At 43.3% G+C, this 19,007-nt stretch carries 20 protein-coding genes; 11 read left to right on the plus strand and 9 right to left on the minus strand.

Annotated elements, in window-relative coordinates:
• Positions 1 to 11: 11 nt before the first annotated feature.
• Complete coding sequence (locus ACTW1R_RS06370; RefSeq protein ID WP_123833855.1) at positions 12 to 749, plus strand: MurR/RpiR family transcriptional regulator; 738 nt, start codon at positions 12 to 14, stop codon at positions 747 to 749.
• A gap of 23 nt (positions 750 to 772) precedes the next feature.
• On the opposite strand, the gene ACTW1R_RS06375 is transcribed toward ACTW1R_RS06370, so the two are convergent.
• Positions 773 to 1,543, minus strand: a complete 771-nt coding sequence (locus ACTW1R_RS06375) for a MurR/RpiR family transcriptional regulator (protein ID WP_015509458.1) — start codon at positions 1,541 to 1,543, stop codon at positions 773 to 775.
• A gap of 171 nt (positions 1,544 to 1,714) precedes the next feature.
• On the opposite strand from ACTW1R_RS06375, the gene ACTW1R_RS06380 reads away from it, so the two are divergent.
• From ACTW1R_RS06380 to ACTW1R_RS06425, 10 genes are all read left to right on the plus strand, one after another.
• On the plus strand, positions 1,715 to 3,106 hold the full coding sequence (locus ACTW1R_RS06380; RefSeq protein WP_086338386.1) for a glycoside hydrolase family 1 protein: 1,392 nt from the start codon (positions 1,715 to 1,717) through the stop codon (positions 3,104 to 3,106).
• 12 nt (positions 3,107 to 3,118) lie between these two features.
• Entirely contained in the window at positions 3,119 to 4,423 is a 1,305-nt protein-coding gene (locus tag ACTW1R_RS06385) for a PTS sugar transporter subunit IIC (protein WP_123833858.1), read from the plus strand.
• Between the two features lies 1 nt (position 4,424).
• Positions 4,425 to 4,670 (plus strand): hypothetical protein, encoded by a 246-nt coding sequence (locus ACTW1R_RS06390; protein ID WP_060792480.1) that lies wholly within the window; start codon positions 4,425 to 4,427, stop codon positions 4,668 to 4,670.
• A 140-nt stretch (positions 4,671 to 4,810) separates the two neighbouring features.
• Positions 4,811 to 6,109, plus strand: coding sequence for a PTS sugar transporter subunit IIC (locus ACTW1R_RS06395; protein ID WP_005225702.1), 1,299 nt, complete (start codon positions 4,811 to 4,813; stop codon positions 6,107 to 6,109).
• Positions 6,110 to 6,137: 28 nt separating this feature from the next.
• Positions 6,138 to 6,389 carry a hypothetical protein gene (locus ACTW1R_RS06400; RefSeq protein ID WP_005225703.1) on the plus strand — a complete coding sequence of 84 codons (252 nt, stop codon included), beginning with the start codon at positions 6,138 to 6,140 and terminating at the stop codon, positions 6,387 to 6,389.
• A gap of 1 nt (position 6,390) precedes the next feature.
• Positions 6,391 to 7,485 carry a DUF871 domain-containing protein gene (locus ACTW1R_RS06405; RefSeq protein ID WP_325815627.1) on the plus strand — a complete coding sequence of 365 codons (1,095 nt, stop codon included), beginning with the start codon at positions 6,391 to 6,393 and terminating at the stop codon, positions 7,483 to 7,485.
• Positions 7,486 to 7,489: 4 nt separating this feature from the next.
• Positions 7,490 to 8,602 (plus strand): amidohydrolase/deacetylase family metallohydrolase, encoded by a 1,113-nt coding sequence (locus ACTW1R_RS06410; protein WP_010747945.1) that lies wholly within the window; start codon positions 7,490 to 7,492, stop codon positions 8,600 to 8,602.
• Complete coding sequence (locus ACTW1R_RS06415) at positions 8,586 to 9,692, plus strand: DgaE family pyridoxal phosphate-dependent ammonia lyase (protein WP_010747946.1); 1,107 nt, start codon at positions 8,586 to 8,588, stop codon at positions 9,690 to 9,692. Before ACTW1R_RS06410 ends, ACTW1R_RS06415 begins: the two co-directional genes overlap by 17 nt.
• Positions 9,689 to 10,438: a 2-dehydro-3-deoxy-phosphogluconate aldolase gene (dagF, locus tag ACTW1R_RS06420; protein ID WP_413155610.1), complete on the plus strand. Its 750-nt coding sequence runs from the start codon at positions 9,689 to 9,691 to the stop codon at positions 10,436 to 10,438. The genes ACTW1R_RS06415 and dagF overlap by 4 nt, the downstream gene beginning before the upstream one ends.
• 9 nt (positions 10,439 to 10,447) lie before the next feature.
• Entirely contained in the window at positions 10,448 to 11,452 is a 1,005-nt protein-coding gene (locus ACTW1R_RS06425; protein ID WP_369674868.1) for a sugar kinase, read from the plus strand.
• A gap of 105 nt (positions 11,453 to 11,557) precedes the next feature.
• Here ACTW1R_RS06425 and ACTW1R_RS06430 read toward each other — a convergent pair whose 3' ends face one another.
• The 8 genes from ACTW1R_RS06430 to ACTW1R_RS06465 all read right to left on the minus strand — a co-directional run bounded on the left by ACTW1R_RS06430 (position 11,558) and on the right by ACTW1R_RS06465 (position 18,875).
• Positions 11,558 to 12,136, minus strand: a complete 579-nt coding sequence (locus ACTW1R_RS06430) for a TMEM175 family protein (protein WP_489927534.1) — start codon at positions 12,134 to 12,136, stop codon at positions 11,558 to 11,560.
• Between the two features lie 99 nt (positions 12,137 to 12,235).
• Positions 12,236 to 12,796, minus strand: a complete 561-nt coding sequence (locus tag ACTW1R_RS06435; RefSeq protein WP_010747950.1) for a TetR/AcrR family transcriptional regulator — start codon at positions 12,794 to 12,796, stop codon at positions 12,236 to 12,238.
• Between the two features lie 2 nt (positions 12,797 to 12,798).
• On the minus strand, positions 12,799 to 13,722 hold the full coding sequence (locus ACTW1R_RS06440; protein ID WP_086292134.1) for a phytoene/squalene synthase family protein: 924 nt from the start codon (positions 13,720 to 13,722) through the stop codon (positions 12,799 to 12,801).
• Positions 13,712 to 15,199 (minus strand): phytoene desaturase family protein, encoded by a 1,488-nt coding sequence (locus ACTW1R_RS06445; RefSeq protein ID WP_005235239.1) that lies wholly within the window; start codon positions 15,197 to 15,199, stop codon positions 13,712 to 13,714. Before ACTW1R_RS06445 ends, ACTW1R_RS06440 begins: the two co-directional genes overlap by 11 nt.
• Positions 15,196 to 15,912 carry an ABC transporter ATP-binding protein gene (locus ACTW1R_RS06450; protein WP_005225713.1) on the minus strand — a complete coding sequence of 239 codons (717 nt, stop codon included), beginning with the start codon at positions 15,910 to 15,912 and terminating at the stop codon, positions 15,196 to 15,198. Before ACTW1R_RS06450 ends, ACTW1R_RS06445 begins: the two co-directional genes overlap by 4 nt.
• Before the next feature lie 11 nt (positions 15,913 to 15,923).
• Positions 15,924 to 16,988 (minus strand): ABC transporter permease, encoded by a 1,065-nt coding sequence (locus tag ACTW1R_RS06455; protein WP_005235249.1) that lies wholly within the window; start codon positions 16,986 to 16,988, stop codon positions 15,924 to 15,926.
• Between the two features lie 314 nt (positions 16,989 to 17,302).
• Positions 17,303 to 17,962: an HD domain-containing protein gene (locus ACTW1R_RS06460; protein ID WP_413155609.1), complete on the minus strand. Its 660-nt coding sequence runs from the start codon at positions 17,960 to 17,962 to the stop codon at positions 17,303 to 17,305.
• On the minus strand, positions 17,952 to 18,875 hold the full coding sequence (locus ACTW1R_RS06465; RefSeq protein WP_489927535.1) for a dihydrodipicolinate synthase family protein: 924 nt from the start codon (positions 18,873 to 18,875) through the stop codon (positions 17,952 to 17,954). Before ACTW1R_RS06465 ends, ACTW1R_RS06460 begins: the two co-directional genes overlap by 11 nt.
• Between the last annotated feature and the right edge of the window lie 132 nt (positions 18,876 to 19,007).

The raw sequence follows: 19,007 nt of genomic DNA on the forward strand, positions 1-19,007 counted from the left end.
GGAGAAAACTGATGGAACTCACTGCCGAGAATAAGTCATTTAGTAAGAAAGAATGGCAACTATTTCAGTACGTATTAAATCAGCAAGCAGAGGTCTGTTCGATGTCTATTCGTGAGTTGGCGGATGCAACAAAAACTAGCTCAACGACTGTTCTGCGGTTTTGTCGAAAATTTGATTGCGGAGGTTTTTCAGAATTTAAAATCAAATTGAAAAGGACGTTACAGAAACAAGGAAAGACTGATCGATTATTCAAACAAGATAAAAAAGCCCTGCACTATTTTTTTGAACGTATGGATGAATCCTTCTATCGAGAAACATTATTAACGATTGCTAAACGAATAAGCAAAACAAAACTTTTAATCTTAGCCAGTGACAGGGAATCGACACTTGCTTTGACCTATGCCCAACAAAAGTTTGCACGTTTAGATAAGATCGTGTGCGTAAAGGAAGAAACAACATCGATTAAATCCGTTTGGCGAACCTTAAGTAGCGAAGCCACGTTGCTGGTTTTTTCTAATAAAGGCGCCGATCCATTCCTTGAATCCTTGATTACTGAATGTACCACCGCTGGAATTTCGACCATTTCACTAACAAATCGTTCAACAACGTCAATTGCCAGACTTTCTGAGCGAAACTTTGCTTACTATTTTTCCGATAATCAAGCAGCTGATTCATTGTCCTCACAAATTCCAGCCATTTATTTGGTGGAACTTTTATTTGATTTAGTTACAGATTGTGAAGATCGCTGAATAAATGAAACTACCTGCGCCTATCAGAGAAGTTCTTCTGATAGGCGTATTCTTTTGGCAATTTTTTCAATTAAATAAATTGCTGGTAGTTGAGAAGTCAGTTCAATGGTTTTCTCTTTTTTTTGACTGGCTTTAAAAATGGTCTCTCTTTCGATGTAATAGGGCACCGTTAAGTCGGATAACTGGCTGATAGTTGAATCTTCGGTATTCGTGATGGCAATAATCTGACAATCTTTTTGATTTAACTTTTGTAAGTATCGAATCATTTCTTGTGTTTCCCCAGAAATCGACAAAACAATGATACCGGTTTTGCACAATATGTCTTCAGGAAACCAGTCGATAGGATAATTTGAGGGATCGTCAACTTTTAATGCCGTTTTTCCCAAGTCAGTAAAATAGAGTGCGCCATATTCCGCAATCGTTTCAGATAAGCCTGATCCAATAAATAGCACGAAGCTTTTGTTCTTAAGAATCTCTGTTGCTCGATCGATTCTTTCAGATAAAAAGGGCTGGTTTACTCGCTTCAAGAAATCAATTGTTTGGGACTCATCACTATCGGATATTTTAGATTTTACGAGAGAATCTAAGTAAAAGCGCAAATTGATCTTAAATTCGGTAAACGTATCACATTCAAATTTCTTGCAAAAACGGCTAATACTAGCAGTACTGGTATGGGTCTCTTTGGCAAGTTCTTTCATCTTCATTTTAGACACTGAAGCCAAGTTTTTTGATACAAATCGGTAAACCTCGTATTCTAGTGCAGTAAGTTCAGGATTGTAGTCAAGAAAAAGCATGATGCACCTCCGTAACAAAGTGTTTTTTTTGTGGAACAAATGACAAGGGATGAAAACGTTCTCTATTTAGGATTATAACATTATATTGATTTTACTTCATGCTATACTTTCGTTGTTCAATAATGTAAGCGGATGCTTCGCTTAGTAAAAAAGGAATTGTAGGAGGGCGACATGGAGTATAATTTTTCGAAGGACTTTTTCTGGGGTGCAGCAACGAGTGCGACACAATCAGAAGGAACGATAGCTGGAGACAATAAAGGAGAAAACATTTGGGATTATGCCTCAAAAAACTATAACCATCGGTTTTTTGAAGGAGTTACAACAGAACATACATCAAGGTTTTATCAGGAAATGGAAGCGGATTTGGATCGAATGGCGGCACTTTCTTTTAATTCTTTTCGGACTTCGATCTCTTGGTCACGTCTTATTCCCGAAGGTACAGGGGAAGTTAATCCTGAAGCTGTTGACTTTTATACCAGAATGCTTGATGGGTTAAATCAAAGAGGCATCAAACCGTTTATCAATCTTTATCACTTTGACATGCCAATGAAATTACAAGAAATCGGCGGATTTGAAAATCGTGAGGTCATCGAAGCGTATCGGTCGTATGCGAAAATTTGTTTTGATCTATTTCATGAGAAAGTTGCGTACTGGTTTACCTTTAATGAGCCGATGATTCCAGCAGAAGCCGGCTATTTGCATGACCGACACTATCCTTATGTAGTAGATTTTAAACGGGCGGCACAAGTACTTCACCATATCATCCTTGCTCACTGTGAGGCAGTTAAGGTCTTTCGACAAGGAACTTATCAAGGAAAAATCGGTATCATCATGGATGTGATCCCAGTTTACCCAAGAAGCCAGCATCCTGCCGACTTAAAAGCAGCGGAAATGGCAGACCTCTTCTATACTCGCTCCCTTAATGAAGCGATTTTAAAAGGTCGTTACCCACAGGAGTTAAAGGCTATTTTAACGCGCTACGACCAAATGCCACGAGTGGAAGAACAAGATCTTGCTTTGATTGCTGAAACAACGATTGATCTGTTAGGGATCAATTATTACCGTCCACGGCGAGTGAAAGCCAAAGAATCTTTGCCTAATCCCGAGGGAGTTTTCTCACCAGAATGGTTTTACGATGATTACGAGATGCCTGGCAGAAGAATGAATACTTCAAGGGGGATTGAGATTTATCCTCATGGCTTGTATGATATCGCTAAAAAAATCCAGTTAGAATATGGGAATATTGATTGGTTTGTTTCAGAAAATGGCATCGGGATTCAGGGAGAAGAAACATTTATCGAAGGAGGGCAAGTGCAAGACAACTACCGAATTGCTTTTTTAAAAGAGCATTTAATTGAGCTTCATCAAGCAATGATGGAGGGGAGTAACTGTCTGGGGTATCACATGTGGACATTTGTGGACTGTTGGAGTTGGCAGAATGCGTTCAAAAATCGCTATGGCTTTTATCGTCTGGATTTAGAAACGGGAGAAAAAACGATGAAAAAGTCTGGCCTATGGTTTAAAGAAGTGATTCAAAAAAATGGTTTTTCAAACGAATTTTAGGAGGGTTTTATAATGAAAGTTTTAGACTCGGTTGCAATGAAGTTATTACCGATTGCCAATGCTATTGGACAGCAGCGGCACTTGCAGGCTATTCGAAATGGGTTGATTTCTATTTTACCGCTCACGATCGTTGGCTCTTTTTTCACTATTATTTTAAATTTGCCGATTCCTGGTTATACCGAATGGGTCGCTCCTTATTTACCGGCACTTGACATTCCTTTTCGATTTACGGTGGGGTTAATGTCTCTCTATGCCTCATTTACGATTGGCTCCAACTTAGGTGCTAGTTACAAACTCGATCGGATAACAAGTGGGTTTTTATCCATGTTAGCGACGATTTTAATGGTCGTTCCGATCAATTTGGCGGAAGGCATCAGCACGACAGGAGATGCCGTACTTGCAGGAAGGTATTTACCCATCGCTTCCCTTGGATCCCAAGGATTATTCGGTGCGATCATTGCGGCGCTAGTTTCAGTAGAGATTTATCATTTTACAAAAGCAAAAAACTTGGAAATCAAGATGCCAGAAGGCGTACCGCCTGTTGTAGGCGAATCCTTTGCGGCACTCCTACCAACCTTGCTGGTTATCTTAGTCTTTTGGATTCCGCGTCACTTTTTCGGCTTTGATTTAAATGGATTGCTGACGATCGCCATCTCTCCTTTAAAAGGTTTCTTAACAGGTAATAATTTGATAGGCGGAATCATCACACAATTTGTTATCTGCGTTTTCTGGGTATTGGGTATTCATGGCCATGCCGTTTTAGGACCCATCATTCGTCCATTTTGGGATCAAGCAATTTTAGAAAATGCGGAATTATTCCAAAATGGTATGTCTGCCTTTGATCTACCAAATCTTTTTACCGAACAATTTTATCAATGGTATGCGCAAATGGGTGGTACTGGATCAACGCTTGCATTGGTTGTTTTGTTTATGTTCTCTCGTTCAAACTATTTAAAACAATTGGGTCGTCTTTCCATTTTACCAGGGATTTTTAATATTAATGAACCGATGATCTTTGGGACGCCAATTGTGATGAATCCACTGTTGGCAATTCCGTTTATTCTTGTGCCAATCGCTAATACTATCTTAGTCTATATCGTTACCGCTTTAGATTGGATGCCTAAGATGATGGTCAAACCACCATTTTCGATTCCCGCACCTCTTGGCGCATTGATTACCTCAAATTGGAATTGGGTTGCTTGTTTGATGGTCTTCGTCTGTTTCTTCGTTTCATTAGCGATTTACTATCCATTCTTTAAAGTATTTGAGAAACTTCAAGTGGCGCAAGAGCTAGAAACAGCTAAAGAAGGTGAGTAGAATGGTTCTAGTAGTGAGTTGTTTGCTCTTGATTTTTCTGACCCATCTTCTTTTAGAAAAAAATAATGCCAAAATCACGCTGGCTTTTTGGAAACTGTTACTTGTTTCCTTACTTTTCTTACTCAGTTTGTTTTTCTTGTTGATCCGCACTCCTTTGGCACCAGTTTTCATTTTGTTACTTATTATCAATTGTACCGTCATCCAAAATCGTTTTATGTATCAGTATCGACCGAAAAGACAACGATAGGACGCTTGATGGTTACTGTAGGAAATGTTATTGCGAAAAGATTATTCTATCTACTGTTTAAAAAACTATTTACGAACCCAGATCCTCTGTGCTATTATCCTTGTATAAACATTATAATGTTATAAACTAAGGAGGCAATTATGAAAGGGTTTGTAGAATTTATAGAACAGAAGTTGATGCCGATTGCAAATAAAGTGGGGATGCAACGGCACATGGTAGCGATTCGTAAGGGGATCATCGCTACGTTACCATTAACGATCGTTGGGTCTTTCTTCACGATCTTACTGAATTTTCCCATCGAATCAGTCGCTGCGGTGATCGAACCGTATCGGGAAGTTTTGGATATTCCCTTTCGTTATACAGTCGGATTATTGGCATTGTATGCAACGTATGGGATTGCTTCATCGCTAGCAAAAAGCTACAAGCTGGATTCATTGACTGCGGGTATCTTAGCAACGATGTCCTTTCTTGTAACCGCTGCACCACCGTTGCGAGTCTTCGATTCTGTGGAAGGCATCATTGATGCGGGACGCTATATCAATGTGGCAAACTTAGGCTCAGGCTCTTTGTTTGGCGCGATCGTCACGGCGATCTTGTCCGTTGAAATCTATCGTTTCTTTATCGTAAAAAACATTACCATCAAAATGCCAGATGGTGTACCACCAGAAGTAACGAATTCATTTATGGCGTTGATTCCTGGAGGAGCGATCCTGATTTTGTTCTGGGTGATCCGTCATATGTTAGGCTTTGATATCAATGGCTTTTTAAGTAACTTGTTGATGCCGTTAAAAGACGTGCTAGCTGGTAACAGCTTGTTTGGTGGCTTATTGACTGTCTTCTTGATCTGTTTCTTCTGGGTACTGGGGATTCATGGACCAGCCATCATGGGTCCTGTCATTCGTCCATTCTGGGATATTTCCATCGCTGAAAATATGGAAGCGTTCCAAGCATCTGGCAATGCGCATGAATTGCCTAATATTTTTACGGAACAATTTTTACAATGGTTCGTCTGGATCGGTGGAGCCGGTACGACCTTAGCGTTGGTCGTTTTGTTCTTCTTCTCCAAATCAAAATACTTGAAACAATTGGGCCGTTTGTCCATCTTGCCAGGCTTATTCAATATCAATGAACCAGTGATTTTCGGTGCACCGATCGTAATGAACCCAATCTTAGGCATTCCGTTCTTGGTGGCACCATTGATTACGACAACGATTTCTTACTTCGCGACTATTACGGGTGTCGTACCGATGATGGCTGCCAGACTTGGGTTTGCCATTCCAGCACCAATCGCCGCCTGGATGAGTACGGACTGGAGTATCGCAGCAGCGATTTTAGTAATCGTCAACTTCTTTATCACACTCGCAATCTACTACCCATTCTTTAAAGTCTTTGAGAAACAGCAGATTGCCCGCGAACAAGAAGAAGAAACAGCCGCTTAAGCAAGACAAAAAAGAGTGAGGTGCAAACATGGGGATTTATGCCATTTGTTTATTTTTTGGTTGTCAAATTTGGTTAACAAAATCAGCACAAGGGAAAAAAATTCAAGAAGTGCCGTTTTGGCGGATGCTTTTGTTCGGGATTCTTGGCGTTGCTGCAGCGATCCTACTGAGCCGTCAGTTTCCGTGGGGACCATTTTTGACGATAACGGCGACGATTGTTTGCAGTTCGCTTTTACTGACACGTTTTACTGCTTTTTATGAAGAAATGAGGATGAGATAAGTTGAAAAGACAACTAGGAGTATCGGTGTATCCCGATCACAGTGATTTTGAAACAGACAAAGCCTATCTGCAATTAGCCCATGATTATGGCTTTAGCCGCATTTTTATGAGTATGCTGGAAGTAAGTGACGGCAAAGAAAATGTGCAGAAAAAGTTTAAAGCGTTGATTGATTTTGCCAAAGGATTAGGCTATGAAACGATTTTAGACGTGGCACCAGCCATCTTTTCGGAACTAGGCATCTCCTATGATGACTTGACCTTTTTCCATGAACTAGGTGCCGATGGGATTCGTTTAGATTTAGGCTTTGACGGCAATAAAGAAGCGATGTTGACCTACAATCCCTTTGGCTTAGCTGTTGAATTGAATATGAGCAATGATGTGGCGTATTTAGACAATATTTTGACCTATCAAGCCAACATTCCTTACTTATATGGCTGCCACAATTTCTATCCGCAAGAAGGGACTGCCTTGCCCTATGATTTCTTTGAAAAATGCAGTCGTCGTTTCAAGGAAAAAGGCATTCGAACCGCCGCATTTATCTCTTCTAAAACGGGAACGATCGGACCTTGGGATATCAATGATGGCTTACCGACCTTAGAAATGCACCGGAAAATGCCTGTAGAAACTGCCGCAAAGCATTTGTTTGCCACAGGCCTGATCGACGATGTCATTATCGGAAATGCTTATGCTTCTGAAGCAGAATTGGCAGCGCTAGGAGCGATTGATCGCTACCAGACTGCATTTGCTATTGAATTTGTGCCTGAAATCAATGAAGTTGAACGCCAAATCGCCCTGGACGAGCAGCATTACCGCCGAGGCGACATCACCGATCGGATGATCCGTTCCACAGAAGTTCGTAAAAAGTATAAGAACCATGACAATCCTGTCCATGACCACGAAGGCGTCTTTCAACGAGGGGACGTTGTGATCGGCAACGATCGTTTTGGCAAGTACAAAAACGAGCTGCAAGTCGTGCTAGAGCCTCACTCAGATCCACGAAAAAATAAAATCGGTTCGATCGTCGAACAAGAGTTAGTTCTGCTGCCCTTTATCCATCCTTGGTCGAAATTCACTTTCACAGAGAGGAAGGTGTAACGAAATGTTTGATTTGATTATTCGTCAAGCCCGCACGATCGATGAAGAAGTATTTGATATTGGGATCCAAGACGGCAAAATCACTGCTCTGGCACCCACATTGCAGGAGCAGGCGAAACAAGAGCTGACCTTAGCAGAAGGGGAGTTCTTGTCAGCTGGTTGGATCGATGACCATGTCCATTGTTTCGAGGAAATGACGCTCTATTATGATTATCCAGACGAGATCGGTGTCAAACAAGGCGTCACGACCGTTATCGATGCGGGGACGACGGGCGCTGAAAATATCCATCGGTTTTATGATTTAGCCAAAGAAGCCAAAACCAATGTCTTTGCTTTAGTCAACATTTCCAAATGGGGGATCGTAGAGCAGGATGAACTTGCGGATCTGTCAAAAGTCAAAAAAGAATTGGTCAAAGAAGCACTGCAGAAGTTTCCTGACTTTATCGTCGGGATCAAAGCCCGAATGAGCAAAACGGTGATCGGCGAAAATGGCATCACGCCGTTGAAATTAGCGAAAACGATCCAAGCTGAAAATCAACCGCTGCCTTTGATGGTCCATATTGGTTCAGCACCACCGAATTTAGCAGAGATTCTCGCTGAATTGGAAACAGGCGATGTGGTAACCCATTGCTTTAACGGCAAAGCCAATGGGATTTTGGATCAGACAAACCAAACCATCAAGCCTTTCGTCTTTGCTGCCTATGAAAAAGGCTTGGTCTTCGATATTGGTCATGGGACAGACAGTTTCAATTTTGACGTGGCGGAGACAGCCTTTGCCAATCAGCTGAAGGCTTCTTCCATTAGTACAGATATCTACATTCGCAATCGTACTAATGGACCAGTCTTTGATTTAGCGACGACTATGGAAAAATTAGCGGTCGTAGGGTATGATTGGCGTGAGATCATCGAGAAGGTGACCAGTGCCCCTGCGAAGCAATTTCATTTACAGAACAAAGGCGAGATCGCATTGGGATATGATGCTGATTTTACGATTTTCCGCTTTGAAGCGGGCGAAAAGGAATTGACGGATTCTAACGGCAATCGCCGAATCACGACACAACAGATCGTGCCGCAAAAAGCGGTGATAGGAGGGGAACTTTTTGACACTGAATATTGAAGAATTAGGCTTGAAAGAAGTCATCAATGCTTCTGGCAAAATGACGATTCTAGGTGTCTCGAAAGTCAGCGAAAGTGTGCTTGCAGCCCAGCGCTACGGCGGGGAGCATTTCTTTGAAATGGCAGATCTAGCAGAAAAAACCGGAGCCTATTTAGCAGAATTGTTGAAAACGGAAGATGCACAGATCGTTTCTTCCGCTTCAGCGGGGATCGCCCAATCAGTGGCGGCACTCATCGGTCAAGGCGACAGCTATCATTTGTATCATCCATATAGTGAGAAAATCAGTAAGCGGGAGATCATTTTGCCCAAAGGCCACAACGTAGATTATGGCACACCAGTGGAAGTGATGGTGACACAAGGTGGTGGGAAGGTAGTGGAAGCAGGCTATGCCAATATGTGTACACCCGAGCACATTGAACAGATGATCACACCCGAAACGGCAGCGATCCTCTACATAAAGAGTCATCACACCGTTCAAAAAAGTATGCTGACGGTAGCAGAAACGGCCCAAGTTGCCAAGGCACACGATCTTCCATTGATCGTTGATGCGGCTGCTGAGGAAGATTTGTTTGCCTATACCCAAGCTGGTGCTGATTTAGTGATCTATTCAGGTGCCAAAGCATTTTCAGGACCGAGTGCTGGCTTAGTGATCGGCAAGCAGCCCTATGTCTCTTGGGTGCGCCTGCAATCCAAAGGGATAGGTCGAGCAATGAAAATCGGTAAAGACAATATTCTCGGATTTACCCAAGCCGTGACGGATTATCTAGCGGAGGGAACAGAATCTGGCGCTTCGATGCAAGAGCGTCTGCAACCATTTATTGCGGCAATCAATGAAATCACTGGTTTCGAAGCAAAAATCGTTCAAGACAGCGCTGGCAGAGACATTTATCGGGCGAGTGTTAAAGTGAAAGAACCAAGTGCCAAAGCAGTGATCGACGCGCTAAAAGCAGGAGAACCAGCGATTTATACCCGTGAGTACCAAGCCAATAACGGCATTATTGAATTTGATATCCGAGCAGTCAATGAACAAGAAATGGCAGTGATTACTGATCGCTTACAAGAAATTATGTTAGGAGCAACCCAAAAATGAAAACTTCACCCAATTATTTCGCTAACCGTGTCTGTCTAAATGTGTTAGCAAACTCCATCGACAATGCGAAAGCTTGTTACGATGCAGCAGAGGGCAACATCGTCCTAGGTGTTTTATCAAAAAACTATGATAGTGACGAGGCGGCTATCGCTGACATGAAGAACTATCAAGTGGCAACAAATAATGCCCTTTCTGTAGGGCTTGGTGCTGGCGACCCCAATCAAAGTGAAATGGTCTCCCGAATTTCCGCTGTTCTTCAACCACAGCATGTTAACCAAGTGTTCACGGGAGCGGGGACCTCACGAGCTTTGCTAGGACAATCTGAAACGATCGTCAATGCCCTTGTTTCACCAACGGGAAAAGTCGGCTATGTCAATATTGCGACTGGTCCATTGAGTTCACAAACTCCAGCTGCAGAAGTCCCAGTTGAAACAGCGATCGCTTTATTAAAAGACATGGGCGCTAGTTCTATCAAGTATTTTCCAATGAAAGGGTTGGCTCATAAAGCAGAATATCAAGCGGTAGCCGAGGCTTGTGCCGCGAATGATTTTTATTTGGAACCGACCGGCGGTATCGATTTAGAAAACTTTGAAGAAATCTTGCAGATCGCTGTTGATGCAGGAGTGAAAAAAATCATTCCACATATTTACAGCTCGATCATCGATGGAGAAACAGGGGACACACGCCCTGGAGATGTACAGACATTAGCAGAAATGACGAAAAAGGTGTTGGCAGCAGCCAAATAGGGGGGATCAATGATGCGGATCGGTGCTTACGGTGAGGTAATGATGCGGTTGACGCCACCAGAATATCGAACGTTGGAACAGACCCACTCTTTGCGGATGGATTTTACGGGAACAGGGGTCAATCTGTTAGGCAATTTGGCGCATTTCGGCTTGACGACGTCGATGCTGTCGCAGGTGCCAGCCAACCGATTAGGAGATACGGCAAAAGCCAGCTTGCGTTCCTATGGAATCCAGACGGCATTTGTTGGCAAAAAATATAGTCATATCGGCAGTTATTTCGCCGAGATCGGCTACGGCGCTCGTCCGACCTATGTGACGTATCAAAATCGCCATCATAGTTCCTTTGGCGTTTCAGGTCCAGAAGAATATGCTATCGATGGGTTTTTAGAAACGGTCGATCTCATTCATATTTGCGGGATCTCTCTTAGTTTGACTGAGAAAACCTGGCAAACAGCTTTGGCTTTGGCCAAACAGGCCCATGCCAAGCAGATTCGCGTCTGCTTTGATTTCAACTTCCGTCCAAGCTTGAATGAAGAATTAAATCGGGAGGTACTGAAACGACGGTATGAAACGATCCTACCCTATTGTGATCTAGTTTTCGGCTCTGTCCGTGACTTGGAGGAGCTCTTGGCTTATCCCTTAGAGGAAACCGAAGGCGCCGAGCTTGCGTTGATCCAATCCTTTATTGACCAGTATCAACTAGAATGGTTCTGCGGGACACGGCGTCTAGCCGTGGAAGACAAGCAGTTTATCAGCGGAAGGATCATTACGGCACAAGATACCTATGAAACGGCACCGCAGCTGCTGCAAGTGTTGGATCGGATCGGGGCAGGGGATGCCTATGCTGCTGGCGTATTATTAGGCTATGCCGAAAAATGGTCGCTCCAACGCACCGCTGATTTTGCTATCACGAATGCAGTTTTGGCTCATACGATGCTGGGGGATGTCCCCTTAACCACCAAAGAACAAGTTGAACAAGTCTTACAGGCACCAGGGAAAGACTTAATTCGCTAGAAAAAACACTTGCGTCCTTCTCGTGATGGATGACAGCGCAAAAGTAGACCAATCGGCTGCTTGTGCGCAATCATTCATCGCTTGTAGGAGAAGACGCAAGTGTTTTTATTGTTTTAAAAAGGTTTCTACTTTTTTCTCAGGGATCACCCACAATAATAGTACAAGACTATCCAGTGTGATGATAAATAGGGGATGGATCAGCCAGCCCAGGAGCAATGCCAGCACGTTGATAAACAACGTAAAGTAGAGTTTCTTGTATCCGCGAAACAGTTCCACGATGGCTTGATTGTCAGGATTGGCACGAACCAAGGATTTTCCAACTAGGAAATAGCTGAAATCCGTCAATAAAATGACAGCCCCGTATAGCAGCTGTGGGGCAAGAGCGACTGGATAACGACTGACCCATGACGTTACAAAAGGAAAGAGGGTCAGTGCCAGAATCAACAAATGATTCGCCCACAAGGTCCAACCGTCAATTTTAGACACTACTTGAAATAGATGATGGTGATTGTTCCAGTAGATCGCTAACATCACAAAGCTGATCAAATAAATAACAAATTGCTGTTCCACTCCTAAAAAAGAAGCAAAGGTATCGCCTTCGGGCTGGTGCAATTCCAATACTAATAAGGTCATTACGATCGCAATGACCGCATCCGTAAAGGCTTCGATTCGATTTTTTGACATGTACATCCATCCTTTTAAGTTTCTGTTTACTGGATCAGTGTACGCGATTGTCAGAAATTCGTCGAATGATTATTCTCGGGACAAAAGCCAACGTTCCAGCTATTTCGCAATTGGCCCATTGCCTAGTGCACCGAATAAAAACAAATCGATCGCTTCTGGCATCTTGTCTTCTTTTTCTGGTGAGTCCAAATGAGCCGCCATCAGTACTAACAATTGACTGGTGACAAATTCTGGGTCGACATCCGAACGGAGATTGGAATCACTGCGACGAAACAAGTCAAGAAACGGTTCTTTATAATTTTTCCGCCAAAGCAAGTACAGTTTTTTAGAAGTGTCCTCAGAAACGGTATGCTGAATGTCGTGCATCATCATATAAAAATTGATCCGATGCCGACTTCTTAAAAAAAGAAACATGTTCAAGATTTTTTCAGAGATCGTCAAGGAAGTATCTTCAACGGTCTGATTTAGCTTTCCAGAAACCTCTTGTGCCAAAGAAACCATCACTTCATAATAGATGGCTTCTTTGCCTTTGAAGTGATAATAAAGATTGGGTTGGGTGATGCCGACGGCTTCTGCGATCTGTCTAGTAGAAGTTGCTTGATACCCCTGCTGCATAAACAGGTTCTCTGCCACTCGTAATATTTTTTCTCGCAAGTTCAAAGTCAGCCCTCCCAACGTTCCTGACGAAGCATTTTTTTCGCGGTAAACAAAAGTTGGATTTTCCGTTGTTTCGGTACCGCTGTTTTTTCAGCAAAGACTTGATAGTTGTTTTTGCGAATCACAGTCAAGATTTCCCGATAGATCAAAGCAGCTGCTAATAGAGCTTCACGGCAATCCTCATCGATTTGCGGCATCATGACAAAAGATTCTTGATAAAGCGTCTCTGCCAGTTGCGCCTCGTGTTCCCACATCTCGATAAACTGTGGGTTTTGATTACCAGCTGCTAAAGCCTCTCGCGAAAGGTTGTATTGCGCCAAGACCGTTTGCGGCAAATAGATGCGGCCCATCCGCAGATCCTCGCCAATATCACGTAAAATATTGGTGCGCTGCATCGCTTCACCCAATTTGATGGCGGGCTCTTGAATCGCAGCGGCTGCTTGCGAGAGAATCGGCAAGAGCATCAGACCTACACTGCCAGCTACGTAGTAACTATAGTCAGAAAGCTCTTTTTCAGAGGTGGGCTGCTGGAAGTCAAGGTCTTGTTTTTGCCCCACCAATAGGTCGAAAAAGGGTTGAAATTGCAGATCAAACTGTTGGAAAGAAAGGGTCAATGCCCGCCAAATGGCTTCATCAGGATCTTCTTCCTTGACGGCTTGCGACAAGTCGATCGCATCGTCTGAAACTTGTTTTTGCATTTCTTCCAAGCGTTTTTTCATGGCTTCGATCAACAAAGGATCTTGCTTTTCATCGACGGCATCATCGGCACGTCGGCAAAAGGCGTAGACGGCATAGACGGCGCGGGCTTTGTCTTTTGGCAATTGAGAAAAGGCGGTATGGAAATTTTTCGAATGCTTTTTTATGATGGCCTCACAGTATAAAAAATCGTTGTCGTATTCATCAAAGACGCTTAATGATTTAACGGTCATCTTTTAACAACTCCTCCACAGCTAACTTGGCACTTTGCATCACGATTGGCACACCCGCTCCCGGATGCGTACTGCTGCCGCAGAAGTATAGGCCTTCTGCATAATCAAATTTATTATGGGGACGATAGTAATTGCTTTGCGCCAAGGTTGGTTTCAAGCCAAATGTCGCACCGTTGTAGGCATTGAAGCGGTCATTGAACGTATCTGGCGTATACATTTTTTCATACACGATGTGTTCATCAATATCCGTAAAGATCGTTTTTTCTTTTAATAATCCAATGATCTGCTGGCGGTAGCTTTGGATCGTTTCATCCGTCCATTGATCAAATTTAGATAACTCAGGTACTGGGACTAAAACATAAAGACCTTCTTGACCATCAGGTGCTAAGGAAGCATCTTTCAGGGTTGGACGATACAAGTAGAAGGAAGGATCTTCTGGCAGCTTACCAGCCTCGAAAAGATCATCTACATTGCGTTTGAAATCATTGGCAAAATAAATGCTGTGGAGTGCGCTATCCTCATATTTTTTGTCCAGACCTAAATAAAGCAAGAAACAAGAACAAGAATAATCCATCGAAGCGATTTTTTGATTGGTGTATTTGCCGCGTTTTGATTCATCAGGAATCAAGCTTTCCATAGCATAAGGAAAATCAGCCGCACAAATCACGGCATCTGCGGTGATCGTTTCTCCATTGACACGAACGCCTTTGGTTTGCTTGTTTTCGATCAATAATTCATCGATCGGCGTATTGTAATGGATCGTACCGCCTAATTCTTGGAACAAACGTGCCATACCAGTGGCTAACGTATACATGCCGCCTTTGATGAAATAGACCCCATACATCAACTCGATCATAGGGATGATCGTATAAAGGGACGGCCCTTGGTAAGGGGAGACACCGATATACAAGGTTTGAAACGCCAATGATTTACGCAGGCGATCATCTTTGACAAATTTAGAAATGGAAGAGTAGGCGTCACTAAACGTTCGCAGCTTTAACCCTGCCCATAATGATTTGGGATTGTAAAAATCTCGCCATGTCCGAAACGACTTGGTGATGAAGGACTCTTTGGCGATCACATAGCGTTTGTAAATATCTGCTAAAAAGGCAAAATAGCCTTGAGCATCTTCTTCTGAGATCGCTTCTAGCGTTTTGGTCAATTCTACTAAGTCATTTGAGAAGGTCAGCGGTTCGTCTTGGGCAAAATACAGCTGCAGCATCGGATCGACTTTCTCCATAGGAATATAGTCATTCGGATCAACGCCAGCAAATTCAAACACTTCACGATAAATTTCAGGCATCATCACGATGGTGGGGCCCACATCAAAGGTAAAGCCGTTTTCCTTGATCTGATTCATTTTGCCCCCAGGTTGACCTTCTTTTTCGTAGAGGGTGACGTCATAGCCAAGTTTTTGCAAACGGACAGCAGCAGCTAATCCTGACACGCCCGCACCGACAACAATAATTTTTTTCATGCTTGCTCCTTCTGCGAATCATCTGATTCGGCTTCTTTTTTCGTGTGTTCTTTTTCTTCTAAAACGCCATCTTTCATGACGAGAACCCGATCACAATAATCTGTTAAACGGGTATCATGGGTCACCATAATGGTGGCTTTTTGTTTTTCTTTGGTTTCTTTTGCTAAGATTTTGACGACTTCGACGGCTTTTTTTGAATCAAGACTCGCCGTTGGTTCATCTGCCAATATGATGGTGGGATCATGATAGAGCGCTCGGGCAATAGCCACACGCTGTCTTTCACCACCAGAAAGTTCATCGGGGTATTTGTTCTGCAGCTTTTCGATCCCAAGTTGTTCAAACAATTCAGTTGCTGATTGCTCTTGGGTTTCTTTGCTGACCTTATCCACTAATTGGAGTTGCTTTTTGACCGTCAAAAAAGGGACAAGGTTGGAAGCTTGTAAAATAAAGCCGATCTTTTTGAAACGAGTTTTTGCCCGTTGCTTTTCTTTTTGTTTACTGAAGGGTTCGTCATTGATAAACACTTCGCCTTCAGAGGGGGCTTGCAGACCACCGGCGATCGTTAGAAAGGTACTTTTCCCAGAGCCAGAAGGACCGATGATGGCGACAAATTCGCCTTTTTCTACCGAAAAGTTGGTTTCTTTCAAGGCTTCAATTGTCGCGTCCCCATCTTTAAATGATTTTTTGACTTGTTTGAATTCAATGGCACTCATGTTTTTTCCTCCTATCCGATTGCTTTCAATGGGTCGATTTTTACAATCGTTCGCACCGAGAAGAAAGCACCTAGCATCGCGATCAGAATCATCATGACACTGATACTAGCAAAGAATAATAGATTGATTTGGAATGGCACTGCCGCAGGTAACACGAGGGCGGTACCGATCGTTGCCAAACCACCGATCAAAACACCCGAGGTTGCCAATAAGAACGTTTGGGCGATCACCGAAAAAGCAATGTAGCGGCTAGAGATCCCTTGAGCTTTCATGACACCAAAAATTTCTGATTTTTGCATCGTTAGCACATAGATAAAAATACCGATAACGATGGCAGCGATCACGATCAAGAACCCGATCATAAAGCCAAAGGTCAGCACTTGTGCGTTGTAACCAGGCAATTCATTAATAAATTTGCTGATATCCGTAGCGACCAGATCATCTGGCACTTCTTTGATTTTGCCACGAGTCACGATCGCGTTGATACGGGCATTTTCAGAATCATCTTCTTTTTCAAAACGAATTTCTTGATAGGCACCGATCGACGTGTAGAGGACCGGAGCGACACTGAAGCGGGCGTTATCTGTAAAACCGACGATTTTTAATTTTTTGTCACTGCCTGCTAATTTGATGGTGTCACCAATGGAAATCCCGTATTCTTCCTCAATACTGCTGTCGGCGACCGCTTCATCATCTGAAGCAAACATCTCGCCATCGGTAATATTGGGTGCTAAAAATTGATCTGGATCAATGCCGAAAAAGGTGACATCGACTTTTTCACCGTTGTCTTCTTTGGTCACAACTCCAGCGGTTTGCGCCAAAACTGCTTTTTCTGGTGCATCGACTTCATCATAAAGACTGCGAGGAAGCATCGACATGTTTAAATTATCATTTGCTTCTTCGGTCAACAAAATTTGATCTGCCTCCCATTTGTCGACCGCCATCCGATTATCTTGAGCCAACCCATAAGCTAACCCAGTTAAAAAAAAGACCAAATAGGCGATTAAAAACATGACCCCTGTGACTAGGGCGTAACGCAATTTGGAATGGCGTATTTCATTGATTGCCAAAAACATAACGATTCCTCCTAATATTTTATCACTTGATAAAATAAAAATACCATTTTTTTTATTTTCAGCAAACTATCTTGCTTACAAAGAGTAAATTCGGTGAAAAAAGGAAGGTTATTTAGAAGGGGCGTCTGTTGATTGAAGAAAACCACTTGCTGCCCTTTGATTTGAATAGACGCGTAGGAGCAGCGAAGGGGCGGGGGATTTTAGTGGAGAAAGAACGTTTAGAATAACAGTAAAAGCCCTCTGATTCAGTGCAGACACAACTGCGGCGCTGAATCAGAGGGTTCCTATTTGAAGTCTGGTGCTGGATCAAAGTGTCAATCGTCAGTTTCTTTGCTTGTAGCGATAACTAACGGCACGATTTTTTCAAAGGAGTGACGGAAGCTTTCAGGTTGTGCTAATTTTTGATAGATGATCGCCAAACCGTCTTGGTTTTTGCGATAATCCAACCAAACCTTCAGCTCACTTTGAGGACCGTATTTCTTTGAAATGTACTGATACGCTTCATGATGCAATTGTTCTAAATCTGTCAGCTGCTTTTTCTCATAAGCAAAAAGCAAGGTTCGCTTGAGGATTCGCTCAAAATCTAAGTCGCGATCGGCTTCGGAAATAATTTTGCCATAAAGCGAGCGAGGCTCATAGGGCAGCGAGGCGCGATGATCTTCTACAGCTTCGCCGATCATTGAAATGACTGGAGGAGAGAAAAAGCGTGGCAACACAGCATCTTGTTCAACGATCTTGCGGGAATTGCTTTCGTGGTTTTTGCGGCCATAGAGCAAGCCGATATCATGGTAGGCAGCTACCGTATAGACGATATTCAGGTCAACGGGCAATGTTTCAGCAATTTCAAAACTATTTTGGATCACTTGGTGGACGTGCGCTGGGGAGTGACTGCTATCCAATTGGTTGTATTGCGGGATGATGGAGCTTTCAATATAGTGCTTTAGTTGTGGATCAATCGGTGCATCACTCTTCATTTGTCTGGTTCTCCTGCCTTTCATGTGCTAGATGAGGGGGAATTGAGCCAGTGCCAAACCGATCAATTGTTGCTAGACCTAGCGGCTGACGACAAAAGCCAAAGGGCTGTCCATCAATGGTGATTTGCTGCTTGAGCCACGGAAGGTAACTGATAGTATTGGTTGGATCGCCAGCAGCTGCTTGTTCCATATTCTGCCATTCATTCGACGTAGAAATCGTTGCATCACCTTTCAATAAGCCCTGCCAAATCACCTGGATCTCCTTGGGACAAAGGTTTCCTGCAATTGATGACAGCCCGTTAAACCCTAGTGCGACCTTTTCCGCCAAGTCCGCTTCACCACCAGCATAAAAACGAAAATCGGCAGCCGTCTTTGTTTTTAGTTGAGGCACTCGCTCCTTCCTGCCAGCTTCTTTTAAGCCGATCACCCGAGGGTCAGCGATCAAGGTCAAGAGGCTTTCTGCAGATAAATCAAAGCCCGTGCGGCGGGGATTGTTGTATAAAATAACTGGTTTTTCGCAAGTATGGATCAATCCCTGAGCATAGAGCACGGCTTCCTTTTGGGTCAGGCAAAGATAAGGGGGAAAGCCTAAAACCACACCATCGATTCGGGGATTTTTGCTGACTGCTTCTGCCAACGCGAGCGTTTCATGAAATACGATGCCAGCTAAACCGAAGAGGACTTCGAAATCGGCTGCCCAGCTGGTTTCTTGCGCTAAGGCATGTAGAAGCTGTTTTTTTTCTGTTAAGGTCAATGAGTGCTGTTCACCGGTGGAGCCGCACACCAAAACCGATTTGATCCCTTGCTTTTGCAGTTGCAAGATATGAGCGATCGTTCTTTTCGTGTCAAGTCTTTCTGCATGATCAAATGCTGTTGGGACGGCAACATGCAATGAGTGATTCAATGAAGTCATCCGATTCATCCTTTCTTGTGATACGTTTAGCCAGCGATGTTCTTCTTGCTTCTGGTGCAAGCCAAGGAAGACGAAACAACTGATTATCCACTAAGTGTAGCAAACTTCTCGTTTCAGCAAAAGGCTTAGCAA

It is taken from the genome of Enterococcus sp. R12, from assembly GCF_058135755.1.